This is a genomic window from Candidatus Protofrankia datiscae, from assembly GCF_000177615.2.
GTDB classification, from domain to species: domain Bacteria; phylum Actinomycetota; class Actinomycetes; order Frankiales; family Frankiaceae; genus Protofrankia; species Protofrankia coriariae.
This window is the reverse complement of record NC_015656.1, coordinates 105,053-125,558: the sequence shown is the minus strand read 5'-3', so window position 1 is coordinate 125,558 and position 20,506 is coordinate 105,053. Positions and strand designations below refer to the sequence as shown.

The following is a 20,506-nucleotide window of genomic DNA, read 5'->3' as shown; positions in this document are numbered from 1 at the left end:
ATCATGATATTTGCTCTGAAAACATACAGGCGTCAAAGCGTGTGCGCGTCTTCCAGCCGAATGATGCTATGAAGTAGCGGTGTCCGACAACCGTCTTCCCGGGCGTGACGCAGATCCCGATCAGGAGTCACCTGGTGACCGGCCTGTTTCCCAGGCCAGGCCGGCCACGGGATCATCCGGGAAACGGACCGACCGGTTTTCCGGGCAGCTTCCCGGGTCGGGCCGCCATGTCACGGGACCACCCAGGAATCCGACCGGCCTGTGCGCCATCGGGTCCACTCATGCTCGTGCAGATGCCACCGAGCCGCCCGAGGAGCCGATCAGCCTCCCAGCAGCTGAGAGGGCGGGACCAACGGATCCGGACGGCACTGAGCCGTCCGGAGAGCCGACCAGCTCGACCGGCCGGCTACAGCGTCGCATCAGCCTGGCCGACGCGGTGCTCCTCGGGCTTGGCTCGATGCTCGGGGCCGGGGTGTTCGCCGCGTTCGGGCCAGCGGCCCACGCGGCCGGAGCCAGCGTTCTCGTCAGCCTCGCGATCGCGGCTGTGATCGCTTACTGCAACGCCATGTCGTCCGCGCAGTTGGCCTCGCTCTACCCTGAGTCCGGCGGGACATACGTGTACGGACGGCGTCGGCTCGGCGCCCGCTGGGGCTTCGTCGCAGGCTGGGGCTTTGTGGCCGGCAAGACCGCAAGCTGCGCGGCCATGTCCCTGACCGTCGGCGCATATGCGTGGCCGCAGCATCCCCGACCGGTCGCGGTCGCCGCCGCAACCCTGCTCACCATGGTCAACTATTTCGGCGTGAGCAAGACCGCCCGGCTGACCCGTGCCCTGGTCATACTCACCCTGCTCGCGCTCGCTGTTGTCGTGGTGGCCTGTCTGGCGGGCGGGACCGCCAGGACAGCGCGGCTGAGCCCGTTCTGGTCCGGCAGCGGGCTGGACGCCGTACGCGGGGTACTCCAGGCCGCCGCTCTGCTCTTCTTCGCGTTCGCGGGTTATGCCCGGATCGCCACCCTGGGCGAGGAGGTCCGCGACCCGGCGCGGACGATCCTGAAAGCGATCCCGACCGCGCTCGGGATCACGATTGTCGTCTACGTACTTGTCGGCCTGTCCGCGTTGCTGGCGGTCGGCCCGGAACGTCTGGCAAACGCTGTGGACCCGTTGGCCGCCGCGATCGGCGCCGGCAGCCTGAGCGTGCTGGCTCCTGCCGTCCGTGTGGGCGGAGCGGTCGCAAGCCTCGGTGTCCTGCTGTCGCTGCTCGCCGGGGTCGGACGCACCGCCCTTGCCATGGCCCGAGAACGTGACCTGCCGAACTGGCTTGCGGCGGTACACCCACGGTATGCGGTTCCACACCGTGCAGAGTTACTGCTGGGTGGGACCGTCATCGCGGTGGTCATCGCCTCGGACGTCCGAGGCGCAATCGGTTTCTCCAGCTTCGCGGTTCTCGTCTACTACGCGATCGCGAATGCCAGCGCCTTCACCCTCGACGGCCCGCGACGCCGCTGGCTGCGCCCACTGTCGCTGCTCGGCGGTGTCGGCTGCCTGGTTCTCGCTCTCATGCTGCCGGCTGCTTCGGTCCTGACCGGCTTCGCCGTTCTCGCCATCGGTGTTGTGATCCGTGCTGTACGTAGGACGTGTGCGTAGACCACAGGCACACGGAGCCATACCAATCACGCCCCGCAGTCCCGCTCCGCTATCACACCGTCATGCCGGAGCAGTGAACTATCCGCTATCGGTAACGAACCGGAAGGTCGAGGTCACCGCGTCGAACAGGTCGTGTAATGCGTCCACGAGCACGAGGTTCGGGCTGGAACAGGAGATCAGGGCCACCTGGTCGGACCGTGGGACCGGGACGAAGGTCTGCATCATCGTCGTCCTGATCCAACCAGCCCGATCAGGCAGTGAGATGTCCTCCACCCCATACGAGCGGGCCGCCTGTCCAACATAAAGAAGATCGACAAGAGTCACTGTGGTCCAGGTGTCGTCCTGTGATCGGGCGACCCTCTCCGACAGAGAGGACATGATCATTGATGGAGTTACCTCGGCCACGCCGACAACCCGGGCGTCATCCGGTGCGGGAAGCATGGATACGGTCACGCTGGCAGACAAACCTGCGCCTTCTACCGCCTCGGCCATGACACCGCAGAACAATGCGCCGCCGGCCGCCGCGTCACGGGCGGCGTGTCGGAGCAGCCGGGAGATCGCCGCACGGTTCGCCGCGAGTTCGGGAACACCCCGTGTGCGCTCCCGGACCAGAGCGTCGATGGATGCCCGGCGGGTCACCGGATTCAGGTCGACCTCGAACCAGGTATCGGGAATACTGATCGAAAAGCCCAGGGCCATGGGCTTTTCGGCAGCAACATGTTCGCTCAGTCTCCTCCCCCTCCTTCGCTGGCGAGCTGCGACGCCTGGATCAGCCCGGCACTCAGATCGGAATCGACCTGACGCAGGGTCTCCGCCGACTGGGAGGCCATCGTCGCCAGTTTGTTCGCATTGTCGTCGATCTTCCTGCGTCCGTCCCTCCAGCCGTGCTCGAAGTCGCCCAGGGCGTCCTCGATCTCGGTCGATCCCATCTGCCCCCGGTAGTTCTCCAGCATCGAACGGGTCGCGTTCATCGCCGAACGGATCGACATCAGATTGCTGGCGAGCGAGTCCAGCCCAGGAAGATCGACCGACAGCCGGTCAGCGGTCATCGCGCACAACCTCTCTTACCGTGATCCCGTCCCATGACAGAACTCCAGCGCCCCGGTCCGTTCGCGGGAGACACAAGAAAAATCGCAGACGTCGCGGGGCATGGCGCCTGTCGCCGTCCTTCTGGGTAGAATCCGAGCCTGGCAGGGAGGGGGGAGCCACCGGGCAGGACGGCCGACATCCCTGCTGGGTCCGGACGGGCACAGAAAATCTCCGACGCATGGGAAAGCCTCATCGGACGGAACGCCTCTCGACGGCCCGGAGCCGCCCACGCGCTGCTTCCCAGGGCCGGCAGGCTGCTTCCCAGGACCGAACGCGGGGAAACGTGACCGCGTCCCGCCGTCGGCCCGTCAGTCCTGGCCGCGCAGCGAGCTTGCGAGCTGGGCATCAGCGGTCCGGAACACGTCAGCCGCCTTCTTCAGGTAGTCGGCCATGCCGTCGAGCCCGGCCAGTGTGCTGGTTACACCGGTGTTGAACCGGTCGTAGAACCCCTGGAACTGCACGCTGGACTGGTCAGTGACATATCCACCGGCGACCAGGGCGTCGACCATTTTCTTCAGCGCTACAAGCTGGGCCTCGATGTCGACCCTGCCGTTCCTGAGCCTGCCACTGGCATCGTCCATCTCCTGGTACGTGACATTGAGGTTGGGCATTATCAGACCCTTTCAGATATATCTTTGACAGTGAACACGGACCGCACAAATAATCAGCCATCTTGGCAGCACAACACGATCTCGTGACCACGCCGACCAGAAGCGGTGTGTCAGACGCTTCCCGTCATGGCCCAAGAACATCGTTCAGGCGGACGACGCTGTCGCCGCGCCTCCGACCACACCCACACTGCTTTTGACGAAACACTTGCTTTTTGACGAACACGGCACCGGATCAATGCCAAAATCCGCGACCCACCCCCAAAGATCATGAGTACAGGGGGCGACCCGACAGCCTCACCACCAGGAAGTACCGCATACCAACGCCGTTCGCGATGCATTTCACACGCTTTGCGCCCATCCGCCTTGTACCGGTTTACACCATGTCCCCGGCTCGTGACAAGGCCGCCGGGAGAGCGGCGTCGACACGGCCGACCGCGTGATCGCCTTGATCCGGGCGCCGACTCCGGTTGCCCGCCGTCATGCCGGACCAGCAGTCAGGTAGCCCGGTTATCCACAGCCAGGTTATCCACAGGAGAGGCCGCACGGTGGCAGCTCCGCCCTTTGGCGGCAGACGATGGGCCCCGTGACACCGTCCCACCTCGACCGGGCCAGCCGGCGACGGTCAGCTCCGCCAGTCAGGCTCCATCCGATGGGTGCCGATGGGTGGAGCCTGGCGGAAGCCGACGGGCGGGCTGGCCGTGACCGCGCTGTTCCCCAGGATTCTCTCCAGCACGGCCATCCTCTTCCCGGCTATCCTGTGCCCGCCCGCCGTGGATGAGCGCGGCCGACGTCCCGCCCTGATGCCGACAACAGTGACAAGCGCACCGGGGGATATACGCCTGACCGCAACGACGGAAATGAGCGCGCATGGCGCGAGCACGTCGCTGGACGACAGACGGAACACCACGGCACGACCCGACGAAACCGCACGCTATCATCCAGTTACAAACCAGTCGGTTCCCCTCGTGGCTCCTCCCACGGAGGGGGCTGGAGGGCCGGTGGGCATCCGGGCGCAGGCACTACCGAGACACCACAACGCACACCCATCCGTTGTCCTACCCGTCATACTGACGACAGGAATGATGGTTGCACTGATGAGGCGACGGCCACGATCCAAGGGCGGCAACCCCCTCGGTCAGATCAGGACCGAGCTCCGTCTCGCCGCGGACGTGGGGGCGGCCCGGTTCCTTGACCAGGCACTGCGGCTTCTCGCCGCGGAGCTCACCGCGGCCGGTCGCACCCTGCCATCCGTGTATGCGGCAACCGTCTCCGACAACGAACTCGTTCTGCATCTCGCGCCGGCCGAACCCGACGGACCTCCTCCACCATGGCAGACCGGCCGGACACCGGGTACCTGGCGTATCGAGCGGACCACCAGCACGGTCGACGGCCTGCTCGTCGACGACAGCCGGAGAATTCCGGTGGACACACCAGCCCCCTATCCAGGGCTGGCCGTCATGGGCACGGACGATCGGGGAGCTCGTGTTCTCGTCGACGTCGAGGCTGCTCCCGGAATCATCAGCCTCGGTGGGGACGCTGCGCTCGCGCGGGAAGCGGCCGTGTCCATCGCGGTGGAACTGGCCACAAATCCCTGGTCAAACGATCTCCGCGTATACATGACTGGATTTTCCGGACGTCTCGTGCCGATCGCCCCGGACCGGCTGCGATCCAGTACCAGCCTCGGTGACGTCCTGGACGAGTTGGAAAGTCGTCGGTCGCGGCGCGGCCGGGTAGCTGGCGGTGAACCACGAAACGGTGGCTCCCTCGGCCCGGTGCTCCGGGGGCGGCCGGCCGCTCGGCATCAGGCCCTGTGGGCGCCGGAGCTGCTAATCCTGGCCGCCCCTCCGTCCGAGCGGGAAACAGCACGGCTTTCCGCTCTCCTCAGGGATCCCAGCCAGGGAGTCGGTGTTGTGACCTTCGGCGATTCGACCGCCGCACGCTGGCGCTTCACGGTGAGCCCGAACCGCAGGCTACATCTCGGCGTCCTTGGTCTGGAGATCAGTGCTCAGACGCTGAGCACGCGCGAGTACCCCACCATTGTCAGGATGCTCCGTAAGGCGGGCACAGCATACGCACTTTCCGGCCGGGAACGCTCCACATCACGTACCGCAGAAACGGAAACCACAGGTTCTGGTCCTGACCATCCACACCCCGCATATCCGTCGCCGCAACGGATCTCCTCCCCAGACGCACAGTCGCCGCGCCGTCCCGGCCCCGGCCCCGGGAACGGCACAGCACAGGTGGAGGACCGTCGCCGCGGGAGCGAGGACGCCGCTGTGATCACCGCGTTCCCGGATGAATCACGGCCAGCCTCCACCTCGAATCCCGCCCAGGAGCCGACGCCGTGGGTGCCCGAAATTCCACTGTGGATGCGTCCAGAGGCATCCACAGTGGAATCAGAATCCCTCCCGCACAATCATCCGCCAATTCCACCGGTGCCGTCGGTACCTCCCCCGTCGGCGCCGCCACGGACCCCACCGGTGTGGACCCCGTCACCGCCCCCGCGGACGCCTCCGCCGGCCATCGCTCCCCCGGTTGGCCGACCGCCCAAACCCCCGCCGCCTCCGAGCGAACCCCCGCTACGACTGACGACAGAGCATCCGGACAGCATCAACCCGGCAGGTCGTGTCCACAGCCCTTCCCCGTCTGTGGACACCTCCTCCCGCGGAGGCGATTCCCGAGGAGGCGATGGTGCCTCCGTCTGGCGCAACAGAGCGATGCCAGCCTGGGATCTCCAGGTATCCGGGGCCTCCGGGATGGCGATGGAGCCTGTGCCGCCACGTGCTCCTGGTGCACGGAGCGTCCAGCCGTATCCGTTTCCACCGTCGACCGCGTTCCCGGCCGAGGCCTCTCACCTGCCGTCCACGCCGCCGCCAGGCGAGCTCTGGCCGCCACCGCCACCGCTGGCACCGGCACCGGCACCGCGGAAGACGACAGGGCTGCTGGTTCAGCTTTCCGGGCGAACCGCGGCGGGCGAGACCCTCATGGGCGAGGCTTCCGATGACGGCGGCCTACCTCAGACGGATCCGCCTGGCGACAGGGCCCTGTCCACCCTTCCGGCTCCGCTGCCACAACCGGTTCCGCAACCAGTTTCCCAACCACCGACAGCACTACCCGTGCTACTACCGGCAACTCTGGCATCGCCGCTGGCTCTGCCGGTACCAGTAACGCCGCCGGCCGAGCCTGGAGAATTGTTCCGATCAACCGATGTCGAAATTCGGATCATGGGAGAGATCACTGTCGAGGCACCCGGTCCCTGTGATCCGGATCGTCGGGAGTTCCTGACCGAGCTGGTGGTGTATCTCGCTCTGCATCGCTCGGGAGTGCTTTCCAGCGCTCTCAGCGCCGTGCTCCTGCCGCCAGAGACTCCTGACAATGTGCTCAGCAACGAGCTCGACCATGTAGCCGGCTGGCTCGGGACCAACAACGAGGGCCTCCCGCATATTACGGTCAGTGACAACGGATGCTGGAGCCTTGCTGACGGCGTCCGGTGCGACTGGGATCTTTTCGTCGCATACGCCCACCACTCCGCTCAACCGGAGTCGGACTCCGAAAACGATCTGACAACAGCATTACGACTGGTCACCGGACCGCTGTGGGCAAACCTGCCGGCAGGCCGCTACCGATGGCTGGACTCAAGCAGGATCAGGACGATCACCTCCACCGCCGTTGTCGATGTGGCCCATCGGCTTGCTAACATAACGCTCAGTAATGGAGATACCGCTACCGCCATCGCGGCGTGCCGAACAGGCCTGCGTGCAGCGCCAACAGCCGAGGTCCTGTGGCGAGATCTACTACGCACAGTAGCTGCCCGCCATGACCGCAAGGCCCTGGAAGCAGTGATCAACGAGATGTACCAGATGATCGCACCACAACGGACCGACCTCGGCATCCAGGCGGAAACGAATACGCTGGTCCGCGAGCTGCTACCGGGATTCCGTCGGCGACAACAGAGCAGCAGTAGAAGATCAGCGATAACAGGCAGATAGAGAACACCTCTGACTGGCGGACGACCGGCCGCTCACTGTGCCTGCCGGATCAGCCGTACACAGAAAAATCCAGGCCACCGAACCGAAGCCCTGCAGTATTGCCCTCGTCACGGTCCGGTAGCCCACGTTTTCGGGGCCGGTATGGCGTTTCAGGGTCAGTATGGCCTGCCAGCGCGGTATGGCAGCGGACCGGGAGGATAGCTCGGCGGAGGCGGCTGCCATGGCCCCGGAACAACCCGCGGACCCCGCAGCGTCCCGAGAGCCGCCAGGACCGCAATTGCTCCGAAGGCGGCGAGATGGATGCCCGACAGATCCAGGATGGTCTCACCAAGACGTATCACAACATCGCCGCTTCCCCAGGCCAGCACAACATGCCGTAGCAGCGCCACCGCAACAGCCACTCTGGACGCGAACAGGAAGAGCCGGTCCGACCAACGATCACCGAGAAGACCGAGAGTCAACAGTCCGATCAGCACCGCAAAATTGTCGACCGCATAAACGTAGAGGTCCGGATGAAACATCTCGAATGCGCAGAGTCCGACCACAATCACCGCGGTGAAGAGCGTGACGCTGCGGGGCTGCGCGAACAACGTGGCGAGAAGCAGCACGCCACCGATCACAGACATTCCGACCAGGCTCGGTTGCTCGGCGAGGACGTAGGCCTTCCAACGCAGCTCCGCGGAGGCGAACACGGCGATGCCCATACCACCGACGAGCAGGCAGAAAACGGCCCACCGGCCGAAGGTCCAGCCGGCGGTCCAGCCCCGCCAGCCCAGAACGACGACCAGGGCCGCGGCGGCGCCCGTTACGATCAGCCATCCGCCGACATCGGGCGAGGAACCGAACTCCTCCTGGGCGAAGCCGAGCTCCGCGATCGACATGACGGACAGACCGACCACACACCCGGCCGCGAAATCACGCCAGGCGCCCCAGCGGTTTCCGACCACCAGACCGACAAGCATCACCGGCAGCGCAAGGAACGCCACCGTGAGCTCCCCGAAAACATCCCATATGTCGTAACCACCGATAATCGTCGGTGTCCGCGCGGTGCTGGCCCGCGAGATCAGAGGGATGGCCGTAAGCACAGCCGCCGCCAGCAGAACCGCCAGAACTGGTACCGGCATGGGCGACGAACGGCCGAACCGCCCCTGCTGGGGTGGCCCGGGCGGGGTGAGGATCCCGTGCCGGTCCGCTCCGGACGGCGGAGGCTGCGATGGGGGCTGCGCATCCCAGAGACCGCCCTGGACGGGCTGCTCCTCGGCCTCCCACGGTGGGAGCGGAGGTCCGACCCGAGTGCGGCCCGTTTCAGGCGGTGGCGGTGGCGTCTGCCACCCCGGCCAGCCGGGTTCCTGACCGCGGCCGGCGGATGGCTGAGGCGGCCCGAACGGACCACCTGCCGACGCGTCATTCAGGCCAAGGCCGCCGCGAGAGACACGGGTGGCGACCCGTTCGGCATCGGTGACGCCGTATATCTGCCGTCCGGTGAGGCTGGCCACCGCATCCACGGCGGCGCAACGCTGGGCCGGCGATTTCGCCAGCGCCCGGGCGATCACGGAGGCGAACGGCTCCGGAACTCCTTCGAGATCAGGAGCGTCTCCCAGGACCCGGGCCATCGACGCCGCCGGCGTCGCTGCCGCGAACGGATGCCGGCCTGTCGCGGCGAACGCGACGCAGGCACCCCAGGCGAAGATGTCGGCGGCAGGCCCGGCCCGCTCTCCGGAAAGCTGCTCGGGAGCCATCCAGGCAACGGTCCCGATACTGAAGCCGGTCCTCGTGTTCATGGTGGCGTCCGAGAGTCGGGCGATACCGAAATCGATGACCTTCGGCCCGTTCCAGTCCATGATGATGTTCGCGGGTTTGAGATCGCGATGCACCACACCAGCCGCATGGATGACGACCAGTGCCTCGGCAAGACCAACAGCGAGGCTCATCAATGTCGGGCCGTCCAGACGGCCACGACGGCGTACCGCGTCCGCCAGGCTCACCCCGTCGACGTAGGCGGTCGCCATCCAGGGGCGGGGGGCGTCCACGTCAGCGTCGAGGACCTCGGCCACGAAAGCACCACGAACCCGCCGAGCAGCGGTGACCTCCTGACGGAAACGAGCTCGGAATTCGGGATCAGCCGCCACGTTCAGATGCGGAAGCTTGATCGCGACAGGCGTGTCGTCCGGAGCGAAAGCCTGATAGACGACTCCCATGCCGCCTTCGCCGAGACGGCCGTACAGCCGGTAGGGCCCGACGGAACGCGGATCGTCAGCAGCCAGTGGCGCCAGCACCGGCTCCCCTCTCGCCAACCCCCATCACGAGCGGAGAGTACCCGACCGGACCAGCTCGACCTGCCTTCCAGTCAAAAATCAGCCAGGTATCCACCGGCCGTCGACACGCCCGCGACAGGGCCATCACCGAGACCGGACGGGGGGAACGGACAAAGCAGGCGCGAGGATCGCCACCGTTGCGGCAAGAACAACCACAACGATCATAGCGGCACGCAGGCTGATCATTTCCGCAAGCCCTCCGACGATCGGTGGGCCTATCAACCAGCCGACATATCCAAAGCTCATGACCCTGGCAACAGCGGCGCCAGCGGCGCCAGCGGACGGAGACGGGGCGGAAGCACGAGTCCCAAGTCGTCCCGCCGCCGATATCGTCGATGGGACGACACATGCCATTCCAACACCAATGATGCCAAAACCTATGATCCCGCCAAAAATACCGATACTAGTATCGGCGACGGCCAGTGCGGAGAGGAACACGACACTCGTGATCCCGGCCGAAACCCGGACCAGGCGGGCGGCTCCGACAGCGGCCGTCACCCTGTCACCCGCCAGCCGCCCGACCAGCATCGTCCCGGTGAACAGGACGAAGCCGATGCCCGCGACATCCGCGGACGCACCCGTCACATCCCGTAGGTAGAGAGCGCTCCAGTCCGCGGCCACACCCTCACACAGGAAACTCGACAGGCAGATGAAACAGAGCGTGCCAAGTGGACGACCAGCACCACGACGGATGTTCAAACCACGTTGAAAACCACGGGAACACCGCGATTCAGGCGGATCGGACGCCTCCCTGAGCGTCCTGTCCGCGGTCGCGCCGGCCGCTCCGGATCTCTCGGTTTTCTCGGCGTCCCTGCTCTCGTCGGCTCCCTTCTCGACATCCTCGTTCTTCTTGGCCGGCTGGTTTTTCTCACGCTCCTCGACCTCATCGAGCAAAGAGACCGGAGCCGACACGGGAAATACCGGACAGCCACGATCATGAATTGGCATCGCAGGCTCGGCTATTATGATGTCGACAGCCGCATCCGTAGCATTTCCGGCGTTCCGGCTGGTCGTGTCACCGACAGCCCTGTCGCTGACAGCGACATCTGTGCCTGCTATGTCACCGATACCCACGGCGCCGGCGGTATTTCCCGTCTCTACCGAACTCCCCGTATCCATGCTCCCCGTGTCCATCACGGGCGTGTGACGCGCGCTCAGCATGTCGTCAGGAGCGGACGCGTCGCGCGGCAACATCATCAGGGTTGACGGAAGGCCGATGGCGAGTCCGAGCACGCCGACGCCAGCAAGCTGCCAGCCGAGCGACGTCTCCATGGCTGCTCCTGCCGCCCCCAGGGCGGCTCCGACAAGCGCACCAGCCGTCCACGCCGCGTGCAGCCCCGACATGATCGGACGCCCGTAGCGTCGTTCCACCTCGGTGGCCTGAGCGTTGACCGCGACGTCGAGCCCACTGCCACTGGCCCCCCAGAACACGAGCAGCACAAACAGCATGGGCAGGCTGCCAGCACCAGCGATGAGTACCCCGGCGGCGCAGTACACGACAAGGCTGACCCGGATCACAGGAATACTGCCGACACGCCCGACGAGAAGACCAATGGCCCACATGATCAGAACTGCGCCGGCCGGCGCTCCAAGTAACGCCAACCCAAGCTCGCCCTCACTCAGCGCAAGCGAAGCTTTCACTTCAGGGATACGAGGAACCCAGGCCGCGAAGACGAAGGCGTGAACGAAAAGGCCGGTCGCTGTTGCGACCCGAGCCGCCCGGGGCAGGACGCCGCCCGGTGGTGACATCTCCGGTAACGGCTGTCCAGACACCACAGGAAGCGTACCTTCCGATTCCTACCTGTCCGGCCGGAGCACAACAGCCCTTCATGATCCATATATCGACAGCCCGTTGCCGCCCCGCAGCATTTTCGTGCCGACAACCCGCTCTCCGCCGAAGCCGTCGAGGCAAACTTGATGGATGAAGCTCGTCCTGCTGGCCGACACGCACGTGCCGGCGCGTGCCCGAGACCTACCGGCCCCGGTGTGGGCGGCGGTTGACGACGCGGACATAGTAGTCCATTCCGGCGACTGGATCGACGTGGCCCTGGTGGAGCAGCTTCAGGCCAGGGCTCCGCACCTGATCGGTTGCTTCGGCAACAACGACGGACCCGAGATCCGCAAGCTGCTACCGGAGGTGGCACGTGCCGATCTCGACGGGGTCCGGACTGTGGTCGTGCACGAGACCGGAACAGCCACCAACCGGAACCAGCGGATCAGCCTCCGCTACCCCGACGCCGACCTGGTCGTCTTCGGCCACTCGCACATCCCCTGGGACGCCACGGTCGAACGGCCGGACGGCGGCGGACCAGTCCGGCTGCTCAACCCCGGCTCCCCGACGGACCGCCGCCGCCAGCCACACCACACGTTCATGACGGCGTCGATCACCAACAGCCACCTGGACGACGTCGTGCTGCACCAGCTACCACCACACCGACGCCCGTTCGGAGATCACGGACCGATGCTGTACTCTTGCTCAGTCGGTCCGCCACGGTGGCCCGACAGGCGCTCGTAGCTCAACGGATAGAGCACTTGACTACGGATCAAGAGGTTGGGGGTTCGAGTCCCTCCGAGCGCACGCTGGTTGAGGCAGGTCAGAGCCCCGCAGCCGATCACACGGCGCGGGGCTCTGGGCTTTTGACAGCCAAGTTGACAGCCAACAGCCTGTCAGGCTCCCTCAGCGTCCGCCGTCCCGCCATCCTCCGCCTCCACGTCCTCCGCGGGGAACCAGCCGTCGAGCTTGGACGCCGCGTCCTTGTGGACGATGTCGACCATGTCCACGTAGATGTCCATGGTCGTCGAGAGCATCGTGTGCCCGAGCATCGCCTGTATCTGCTTCCAGTCGACGCCGAGGGCGTAGGCCATCGTCGCCGCGGTGTGCCGTAGCGCGTGTGGGCCAAGGTGCGGGAGCCCGGCGCGCTTGCACAGCTTGGACATGTGGGTGTTCAACCCCCCGCGGCTCCATGTGGGTACCGATCGTATTCGGGAAGATCAGCCCGTGTTCCTTCCACCGCTTGCCCACACTCTCCCGGTGCGCATGCTGGGCGGTCCGGTGGGCCTTGAGCACCTCGACGCACCGGGCCGGCAGCGCGATCGTGCGTTGCCCGGCCTGGCTCTTCGTCGGGCCGACCGTCAACCCCACACCACGCACCCGGGTCACCTGGCGGGCCACGCGCAGCGTGGACGCGGACTCGTCGAAGTCCGACCAGCGCAGCGCGAGCGCCTCCCCGCGCCGCAGACCGACCATCGCCAGCAGCACGTACAGCGCGTAGAGCCGCGTGGGCTTCGCCTCTTCGAGCAGCCGGAGCCCGTCTTCCTTGCTCAGCGCGACGACCTTCCGCCTGGGCTTACGGGCTTTCGGGACGCGCAGCGTCTCGGCGACATTGCGCGTGATCTTCTCGGTGATGACCTCTTCGTTGAGCGCCTGGTGCAGGACCGTGCGCAGCGTACGCATGGTCGACGTGCTAAGGGCATCCGCATACGCGCCACCCGCGACCCGGGACACCCCCCTGCGGGGTCAACAGTGACCGGGACATGACCAAGAGCCGGGCCGGTCACGCCACCTCACCCCGGTCTCCGCGACCATCGGACGGGCCATGGTCGATCACGGACCGGGGGGTGTCGAGGCCGGCCGGGTCGATAGGCCGGGTCAGGGTGTCATGCCGGTGGAGGCGCCACCGGTAGACGAAGGTCAGCCGCACCCGGCCCCACACCCACCGGGCCAGCCAGCCGAACGACCGAGCGTGCACCCGCCACCAGGCGAACGCCACCAGGACCAGCCCGACGAGCATGATCAGCAGGCCCAACGGAGCGAACCAACGGGTGAACAGCACCAGGCCGAGCGCGACCGGCACGGCCACCCGATGCCGCCAGCACCAGCGCAGCCCGAGCACCAGCCCTTTACCGGCCACCGCCAGGAGCAGCACCCACAGCGGGACGCGGACCTTGTCGGCCCGGGACGGAATCCGGGGCATTCCCCGATCGCCGTTGATTCTGGACATGACAAATACCACCTGTTTCAGAGCGCACGAAACCAAGAGCAGAAAGAAATGGGAAAAGCAGGGGAGGCAGGCCCGGAACCGCCAGTCGGAGCCGAGGGTTCCGGGCCGCCTGCCTGAAACAGAGCCGCGCAGCGACTACGCGGCGAGATCCCGTGGCAGTTCGGCCGCATCCTGTACGGCGAACCGGAACCGTTCGCATTCGACGAGGTAATCGTTCACCGCGCCCAGCAGCGCATACGCGAACTCGACATGGTCGGAGGGCACCGCGGTACCGGCCGGCGAGAAAGAGAGCAGCGTCCGGCCCACGTGGACCGTGAGGATCGGCGGCTTGTCCGGGGAGATGCGGCAGCGAACCGACCAGTCCGCGCCCACGTGCAGCCCCAGATGCGTCGAGGAGCGCAGCCCGTCCGCGCCGAGCCCGCTCATGCCGCCACCACCGGGCCGGGACGCCGCGCCGAGGCCACCGGACCAACCGGGCGCATCGCCGCCGCCCGCAAGAAGAACGCCACCCGCCCGTTGGTGTCCACGTAGGGCACCACGGCCAGCCCCTCGAACAGCACCGGCCGGAACGGCGTGCCCGGCATCGGGTCCGGTGGTACCGGCGCCACCTCGCCGAGGATCTTCACCTTCAGTTCGGACTTCCGTGCCGCCGGGTCCGCGTCGAGGACCCGCACCGACCACACCCGCTCGCCGGTGTCCTTGTCCCGCGCCTGCACATCCGGCGCGTTCGCCTTCACCTTGTCGTAGTCGTTCGCAGGCTCCACGCCCAGCACGAACGCGCCGTGCGGGAACACGTCCTCAAAGCGCACCGGAATACGCCCGGGAACCGCCACCGCGCCACCTCCACTCGTCTCGTTGGCCCCGGAACAATCTGTGCGTTCCGGCTGACGAGATACACGATCCACCGCTCGTTAACCGCATTTCAACCGCTAGTGTCCTGAGTCGTTGATTCGTGTGCAGATAGAATGGGCTGGTGCCTGGCCCGAGCGCGGATCCCATCGAGTTGTCGTCTGCTGAGCGTGCGGTGCTGGAGGGCTGGGCCCGACGGCGGAAGACCGCGCAGGCGCTGGCGTTGCGCTCGCGGATCGTGCTGGCCTGCGCGGACGGTGGGACGAACTCGGGGGTCGCGGCCGAGCTCGGGATCACCCGGGGAACGGTCGCGAAATGGCGGGAGCGGTTCGCGGTCGACCGGCTGGAGGGCCTGTCAGACGAGGCACGTCCGGGAGCGCCTCGGAAGGTCACCGACGCCCAGGTCGAGGCGGTGATCGCGAGGACGTTGGAGGAGAAGCCACCGAACGGCGATACCCATTGGACATCGCGGTCGATGGCGAGGGCCAGTGGGCTGTCGCAGTCGACGGTGTCACGGATGTGGCGGGCGTTCGGGTTGAAGCCGCATCTGGTCGAGACGTGGAAGCTGTCCACCGACCCGCTGTTCGTGGACAAGGTCCGTGACGTGGTCGGGGTCTACCTCGACCCGCCGGAGAAGGCGATCGTGCTCTGCGTCGACGAAAAGTCGCAGGTGCAAGCTTTGGATCGCACGGCACCGGTGCTGCCCCTGATGCCGGGTACCCCGCAGCGGATGACCCACGACTACGTCCGCCATGGCACGACCAGCCTGTTCGCCGCGCTCGACCCGACGTCCGGGTCGGTGATCGCGCAGACCTTCCGGCGGCACCGTCACCAGGAGTTCCTGCGCTTCCTCAAGCTGATCGACTCCTCGGTCCCGAAGGGCTACGACCTGCACCTGGTCCTGGACAACTACGCCACCCACAAGACCCCGGCGGTGAAGAACTGGCTGCTGCGCCACCCCCGCTTCCACCTGCACTTCACCCCGACCTCGGCGTCGTGGATGAACCTGGTCGAGCGCCGGTTCGCGGAGCTGACCACCCGCAAGCTGCGCCGATCGACGCACCGCTCGGTCGTCGAACTCGAAGCCGACATCCGCCGATGGATCAACGCCTGGAACAAGGACCCGAAGCCGTTCGTCTGGGCCAAGACCGCCGACGAGATCCTCGAGACCCTCGCCGCCTACTGCCAGCGAATCAACGACTCAGGACACTAGACGATCAAAGCATGTACGCCTTGTATGAACCCATGCCAGACAGGTCTATTCGGCGAGAGGAAGCGAGTGGGCTTCATGCGAGGTTGATATGGCCGCCGAGTACCGCCTGTGGCGCCGATTGCTTGGTGGCTAATATGCGCGTCATGGCTGACCGGAAAGCGTCCGTCTACACCGCGCGTGGTCCGGCCGAGGGAGAGGACTGGGCTGCCGTGGCCGTGGCGCTCAACGAGCGGATGTCGAGCCGGCGGGTCGGTCAGCAGCAGTTGGCCGAGCTGTCCGGGGTGTCGGTGTCCACGCTGCGTCTCCTTCAGCACGGCGCCGGCCGCCGCGTGCAGAACAAGACCCTCGCCGCGATCGCCCGCGCGCTGGAGTGGCCCGACGACCACCTGATACACGTCCTGCTGTCCGGCACCCGAACCGGAGACAGCGAGGCGAGCGAGCCGACAGGCAGGGAGATCCTCGCTGTTCTGGCCCGCGTCGAGGATCGCCTAACCGAGATCCTGACCAGGCTCGCCACGGTCGAACAGGCCGTCACCAGGACAGACGGCCCGACGCCGCCCTGAAACGACGAGGGGCCGGACCCTGTGACGAGGTCCGACCCCTGCGATCTTCAGAGATGTCAGCTCAGCGCGGAGCGGTCCCGCCGATGTCGTCGACGGATCACCTGACGGCGCAGCGCATCGGCAACATCAGCCTTCCCCGCCTCGTACGCCGCGCGTTCCCCTTCGGTCATCCACCGCCGGCCGTTGCCCGCCCCCACCCGCACCGGGTCGAGTTCAAGCATCGCCCGCAGGAACGGCCCGGGAATCTGCCGTCGGGACAGCCGCGCGCCGGAGGCTTCGTAGACGAGGACCACGTCAACATCCCCAAACGCCTCAGCGAACCGCAGACCGGACGGCATCTCCGTCATCGCCGCGTGCAACGCCTGCGCCGACGAGCCCGCCGGGACCACCAGCGCCCAGGCGTCCACACCCCAGGGCAGCAGGCCCACGCCCGGTTCCTCGTCCGCCCTGCACTGGCCACTCATCCACGTCATCGTGAACCCCCGTGGCCGTTCCGCGGATTCGCTCCGGTCTGTCTGGTCCTGGTCCATGGCATCCGCCGTGCCCCTCATCCGTCGTGTCACCTCACGGTCTGGACGCCACCCCGCTCCGCGGAGCCCGGCTCTACGCGAACACGGAGCGGGGTGGCCTGCACCCAGCCTCACCCGACGACTGGTTGTCACGAAACGTCGATATGACATACACGTCTCGTATAGGTCATCGATGGGACGTCGACGCCGCGATCGGATGGCGAGCGGTTGCCGGCCGGTTGCCGAACCTGCGAGAAACGGTTGCTGCCCAAAGCCCATACCGGTTTGGCATGACCGCGTTAGTCTGTGCGTGCTTTCCGCTCACGCCACCCGCCGTGGGCGTCCGGCCCCGGTGGGACGTGGAGGTTCGCCCCGTGACGCACACTCCCGACGTGCCGGTCGGGTCGTACCGGGTGTCCGCCGAACTGTTGGCCCGCCCCGAGTTCCGCGCCGCCTGTTCCGTCCGCGACTTCGGGACGATCTTCCGCCTGATGCGCAAGTACGACGGCGCCAGCCAGGACCGGATCTCCTCTCCGGTCGACGGCCTGTCGCAGTCACGGGTGAGCCGTATCGTGCGCGGTGAAGACCGCATCGCCTCCCTGGACCTCATCGAGCGCATCGCGGACGCCCTACGCATCCCAGGCGGATACTTCGGGCTCGCCCCGCGCCGGTGGGAATCCACCGCACAGCCCGCCGGGCCGCAGCCCGTTCCGGCCCTGGCATCCCCACCGGTTGCGACTACCCCGCCCGCGCAGCCGGCCGCGTCGTCGGGTGGCCTGATCGTCGAGGTCGACGAGGCGACGTTGCGGTACGACGACGCGACGTACTACGCGCACCAGATGCGCCGGATCGTGAACACCGGCACCGAGCCGGTCACCCGCTACCTGATGCGGATCTCTGTCGACCGCTACCCGGGCGACCCCGAGCGATCAGCCCGGCTGTACCGGGCGAAACCGCTCCGGTGGGACTTCCTGCGGCTGTCCGCCACGTGCAACGGCGAGCCGATGAACTGGAAGATCAAGACCGACTGGGACGCGCTCAAGGAAGTCTGGCTCTGCTTCGAGAACTCACAGGGGCACTTTCCGCTCTACCCGGGCGACACCGCCGTCATCGAGTATTCCTACCGGGTGTCGGATGACCGGTGGGGGCCGTGGTTCCAGCGCGCTGTACGGGTCCCGACCCGTTCTCTGTCGGTCCGGCTGGACTTCCCCGCCGAGGTAGATCCGGTGGTGTGGGGCATGGAGATGTCGATGACGGCCGAGGCCCTGCCGTTCCGGACCGCGATCGCGCGCACTGAGACCGCCGGCCGCAGGGTGTTCTCATGGTCAACAGACGAGCCGCCGTTGCACGCCCGCTACCGGCTGGAGTGGAACTTCCGCGCCCAGCCCGACCCCGCCGCCGGGGCCGCCCGCCCGTCCGAGCAGATGGCCGCGGTCGGCATCGTGCAGCAGGGCGCCGAGATCCTGAGCAAGCCCGCTCGCCCGTTCGATCTGCCTGCCGAGGCCGAGGACGCCCGCCGGGTCGTTGCCGAACTCTCCTCCGCGATCGAACGGGTCTCCGCCCTGCACACCTTCGGGAAGGGTATGGGGATCGCCGCCCCGCAGGTCGGGATCAATCGCGCCGCCGCGATCGTCCGCACCGTCGACGGCGACACGATCACCTTGCTCAACCCAACCGTCATCGAGGCCAGCCCCGAGACCGACGAGCAGTACGAAGGATGCCTGAGCTTCTTCGATGTCCGCGGCCTGGTCCCCCGACCGCTCACTCTGCACGTCGAACACGCCGACATCGACGGAACACGGCGGATCATCGCGTTCGAGAAGGGCCTTGCCCGCCTGGTCGCCCACGAAATCGACCACTTGGACGGCCACCTCTACACCGACAAGATGCGCCCCGGGGTGACCCCGATCCCGGTCGAGCAGTACCGCGGAGTCGGCTCCGCCTGGACCTACACCAGCACATGACCGGCACCCACCCAGCGCGCCCTATCAGCGAGCTTCGGTTCCTCGTGGCCGGCGCCTACGTCCTCGACTGCCTGATCAGCACACCCCGCCTACCGGCATGGGGCGACGACCTACGCGCCGACGCCATGCGGACCGTCCCGGGCGGGAAGGCGCTCAACCAGGCCGTCACCCTCGCCCATCTCGGCGCCCAGGTCGCCGCCGTCGGATGCGTCGGAACCGATGTCGTGGGCGAGGCCATCAGGAGTGCGCTCCGCGCCGAGGGCATCGACGTCTCCACCATGGCAGCCATCCCCGAGGCCCCCACACCGGTCTGTGTCGTCTACACCCGCGCCGACGGGGAGAACGCCATGGTCTGGCGTGTCCCCGACGCGCTCAATGTCACCGCCGGCCACCTCATCACCGCCGTAAAAACCAGCGGGCCGGGAGACGCTCTCCTCGTCACCTTCGAGTCCCCCGACCAGGCCGCCGGAATCATCACCGCAGCCAGCGATCAGGGCATACGTGTCATCCTGAACCCCGCGCCGCTTCCCAGCGATCCAGCGGTCATCAAGGCTATCCCGTGGGAACACGTCGACATGCTGGTTCCCAACGAGGCCGAGGCCCGCGCCCTTCTTACCGGGCACTCAGCCGCACACGGCCCCGCCGAGCATCTCGCCGACGCTGTAGCTGACGCACTTGGCGTGCGGACAGTCTGTGCCACCCTTGCCGAACACGGATGTGTTCTCCGGATCGACGGCTCCACCAACGCCTACCCCGCACCACCCGCCGACGTCATCGACGTTACCGGTGCCAGCGACGCCTTCACCGCCGTACTCTGCGCCCACCTCATCGCCGGCACCAGTCCAGCCGACGCGGTCCACCAGGCCCAGGCAGCCGCAGCCCTCACCATCAGCCGTCCCGGAGCCTACGAAGCACTCCCCACCGCGACGGAGCTGCACCAACAAGCCATGGGACTGCCGAATTGCTCGATTTAGAGATCAAGTAGTGGGTGCATCCGCGCCGCGCGGCGGCTGCGCGTGGCGCTGGCGCGCCATGCTCACCGGCGCGCCGCGTATGTCCATCTCGCTCCCTGACTCTGTCATAATTCGTCACATGCGAGGTCGGTTCTCCGGGCAAGTGATCGATGCCGAAGGTGAGTTCGTTCAGGGCACCCTTCGGTCAGACGGCGATATCGTTGTTGGCGCCCGAAGATACCTTAGAGGCGGCGAAAGCTGGGAGCTCGAGGCCAAACCCGAGAACCTAGGAAATCTCTCAATACAAGACATCGTCGATTTCTCTTGTGCCACAAAAGAAGAACATTCTAGTGAAATTTCGAGCATCAGTGAAGCAGATATAGAGTTTTGTTTTTGAAGTTCTGAACGCCCAAACCCCTTTGTGATGCTTGAGTTGACAGGCGATCAGGGGTCACTTAAGTTCGATATCATAAATGACTCCGAAGAACGGGAGCTACCCGGGGCGACTCTTACTTTAATACGCAGAATTCTGGCCGATTCTGATCTAAAGTTTGTCGAGTACCACTCGCAACACTACGCGGCAGACTCGGATCGCTGGGTTGTCCGAAGCGACTTCGAGACGACTAGTATTGAGCTGGCAGAACTATGGATTATTGCGCGCAGGTTTGAGCTGCTCTTGCGCTGGCCCATCTCCGGAGAGGCCGACAAGGAAAACACGATACTCGCCCTCCGAGCAGGTCGTCCGGAGGTCATCCTTGGACTAGTCGAGAATGAGTGGCTTGACGTTAAGCAAATGCTCCCCGATATA

At 66.3% G+C, this 20,506-nt stretch carries 18 protein-coding genes, 1 tRNA gene and 1 pseudogene; 10 read left to right on the top strand and 10 right to left on the bottom strand.

Annotated features, from left to right (window positions below):
- The first annotated feature begins 418 nt into the window (after positions 1-418).
- Positions 419-1,642 carry an APC family permease gene (locus tag FSYMDG_RS00455; RefSeq protein WP_347176425.1) on the top strand — a complete coding sequence of 408 codons (1,224 nt, stop codon included), beginning with the start codon at positions 419-421 and terminating at the stop codon, positions 1,640-1,642.
- Between the two features lie 78 nt (positions 1,643-1,720).
- On the opposite strand, the gene FSYMDG_RS00450 is transcribed toward FSYMDG_RS00455, so the two are convergent.
- From FSYMDG_RS00450 to FSYMDG_RS00440, 3 genes are all read right to left on the bottom strand, one after another.
- A complete protein-coding gene (locus tag FSYMDG_RS00450; protein ID WP_013871665.1) occupies positions 1,721-2,341 on the bottom strand; it encodes a hypothetical protein in 621 nt (206 codons plus the stop codon).
- Between the two features lie 26 nt (positions 2,342-2,367).
- Positions 2,368-2,691 (bottom strand): hypothetical protein, encoded by a 324-nt coding sequence (locus tag FSYMDG_RS00445; protein WP_013871664.1) that lies wholly within the window; start codon positions 2,689-2,691, stop codon positions 2,368-2,370.
- A 348-nt stretch (positions 2,692-3,039) separates the two neighbouring features.
- Positions 3,040-3,342: a WXG100 family type VII secretion target gene (locus FSYMDG_RS00440; protein ID WP_013871663.1), complete on the bottom strand. Its 303-nt coding sequence runs from the start codon at positions 3,340-3,342 to the stop codon at positions 3,040-3,042.
- A gap of 3,224 nt (positions 3,343-6,566) precedes the next feature.
- Between FSYMDG_RS00440 and FSYMDG_RS25525 the strand changes: the two genes are divergently transcribed.
- Positions 6,567-7,331 carry a bacterial transcriptional activator domain-containing protein gene (locus FSYMDG_RS25525; RefSeq protein ID WP_131773782.1) on the top strand — a complete coding sequence of 255 codons (765 nt, stop codon included), beginning with the start codon at positions 6,567-6,569 and terminating at the stop codon, positions 7,329-7,331.
- Between the two features lie 155 nt (positions 7,332-7,486).
- Here the strand turns inward: FSYMDG_RS25525 and FSYMDG_RS22420 are convergent, their stop codons facing one another.
- Positions 7,487-9,607: a serine/threonine-protein kinase gene (locus FSYMDG_RS22420; RefSeq protein ID WP_013871660.1), complete on the bottom strand. Its 2,121-nt coding sequence runs from the start codon at positions 9,605-9,607 to the stop codon at positions 7,487-7,489.
- Between the two features lie 123 nt (positions 9,608-9,730).
- Entirely contained in the window at positions 9,731-11,422 is a 1,692-nt protein-coding gene (locus tag FSYMDG_RS22415) for an MFS transporter (protein WP_013871659.1), read from the bottom strand.
- Between the two features lie 145 nt (positions 11,423-11,567).
- Here FSYMDG_RS22415 and FSYMDG_RS22410 point away from each other — a divergent pair, with 145 nt between their 5' ends.
- Both FSYMDG_RS22410 and FSYMDG_RS00410 read left to right on the top strand, forming a co-directional pair.
- Positions 11,568-12,161, top strand: coding sequence for a metallophosphoesterase family protein (locus FSYMDG_RS22410; RefSeq protein ID WP_083828065.1), 594 nt, complete (start codon positions 11,568-11,570; stop codon positions 12,159-12,161).
- Positions 12,152-12,224: transfer RNA gene (locus FSYMDG_RS00410), tRNA-Arg, on the top strand. The genes FSYMDG_RS22410 and FSYMDG_RS00410 overlap by 10 nt, the downstream gene beginning before the upstream one ends.
- A gap of 89 nt (positions 12,225-12,313) precedes the next feature.
- On the opposite strand, the gene FSYMDG_RS29075 is transcribed toward FSYMDG_RS00410, so the two are convergent.
- Positions 12,314-12,595, bottom strand: coding sequence for a tyrosine-type recombinase/integrase (locus FSYMDG_RS29075; protein ID WP_043602652.1), 282 nt, complete (start codon positions 12,593-12,595; stop codon positions 12,314-12,316).
- Positions 12,596-12,705: 110 nt separating this feature from the next.
- Here FSYMDG_RS29075 and FSYMDG_RS29890 point away from each other — a divergent pair, with 110 nt between their 5' ends.
- Positions 12,706-12,918 carry a hypothetical protein gene (locus tag FSYMDG_RS29890; protein WP_043602650.1) on the top strand — a complete coding sequence of 71 codons (213 nt, stop codon included), beginning with the start codon at positions 12,706-12,708 and terminating at the stop codon, positions 12,916-12,918.
- A 399-nt stretch (positions 12,919-13,317) separates the two neighbouring features.
- Here the strand turns inward: FSYMDG_RS29890 and FSYMDG_RS00390 are convergent.
- From FSYMDG_RS00390 to FSYMDG_RS00380, 3 genes and pseudogenes are all read right to left on the bottom strand, one after another.
- A pseudogene (locus tag FSYMDG_RS00390) lies at positions 13,318-13,647 on the bottom strand (FtsK/SpoIIIE domain-containing protein); the annotation flags it as partial.
- A 135-nt stretch (positions 13,648-13,782) separates the two neighbouring features.
- Complete coding sequence (locus FSYMDG_RS00385) at positions 13,783-14,073, bottom strand: hypothetical protein (protein WP_013871658.1); 291 nt, start codon at positions 14,071-14,073, stop codon at positions 13,783-13,785.
- Positions 14,070-14,480 carry a hypothetical protein gene (locus FSYMDG_RS00380; protein WP_013871657.1) on the bottom strand — a complete coding sequence of 137 codons (411 nt, stop codon included), beginning with the start codon at positions 14,478-14,480 and terminating at the stop codon, positions 14,070-14,072. Before FSYMDG_RS00380 ends, FSYMDG_RS00385 begins: the two co-directional genes overlap by 4 nt.
- Before the next feature lie 140 nt (positions 14,481-14,620).
- Here FSYMDG_RS00380 and FSYMDG_RS00375 point away from each other — a divergent pair, with 140 nt between their 5' ends.
- Positions 14,621-15,709 (top strand): IS630 family transposase, encoded by a 1,089-nt coding sequence (locus FSYMDG_RS00375; RefSeq protein ID WP_013871656.1) that lies wholly within the window; start codon positions 14,621-14,623, stop codon positions 15,707-15,709.
- A 143-nt stretch (positions 15,710-15,852) separates the two neighbouring features.
- Positions 15,853-16,272, top strand: coding sequence for a helix-turn-helix domain-containing protein (locus tag FSYMDG_RS00370; RefSeq protein ID WP_043604302.1), 420 nt, complete (start codon positions 15,853-15,855; stop codon positions 16,270-16,272).
- Positions 16,273-16,328: 56 nt separating this feature from the next.
- On the opposite strand, the gene FSYMDG_RS00365 is transcribed toward FSYMDG_RS00370, so the two are convergent.
- The gene (locus FSYMDG_RS00365; protein WP_237702926.1) at positions 16,329-16,736 is read right to left on the bottom strand and encodes a hypothetical protein; all 408 of its coding nucleotides are present in this window, start codon (positions 16,734-16,736) and stop codon (positions 16,329-16,331) included.
- A gap of 419 nt (positions 16,737-17,155) precedes the next feature.
- Between FSYMDG_RS00365 and FSYMDG_RS00360 the strand changes: the two genes are divergently transcribed.
- From FSYMDG_RS00360 to FSYMDG_RS25520, 3 genes are read left to right on the top strand one after another with little or no spacing between them, the layout of a single operon-like run.
- On the top strand, positions 17,156-18,745 hold the full coding sequence (locus tag FSYMDG_RS00360) for a peptide deformylase (RefSeq protein WP_013871653.1): 1,590 nt from the start codon (positions 17,156-17,158) through the stop codon (positions 18,743-18,745).
- Positions 18,742-19,719, top strand: coding sequence for a PfkB family carbohydrate kinase (locus FSYMDG_RS00355; RefSeq protein ID WP_013871652.1), 978 nt, complete (start codon positions 18,742-18,744; stop codon positions 19,717-19,719). The genes FSYMDG_RS00360 and FSYMDG_RS00355 overlap by 4 nt, the downstream gene beginning before the upstream one ends.
- A gap of 10 nt (positions 19,720-19,729) precedes the next feature.
- Positions 19,730-20,095 (top strand): hypothetical protein, encoded by a 366-nt coding sequence (locus FSYMDG_RS25520; protein WP_131771970.1) that lies wholly within the window; start codon positions 19,730-19,732, stop codon positions 20,093-20,095.
- Positions 20,096-20,506 lie beyond the last annotated feature (411 nt).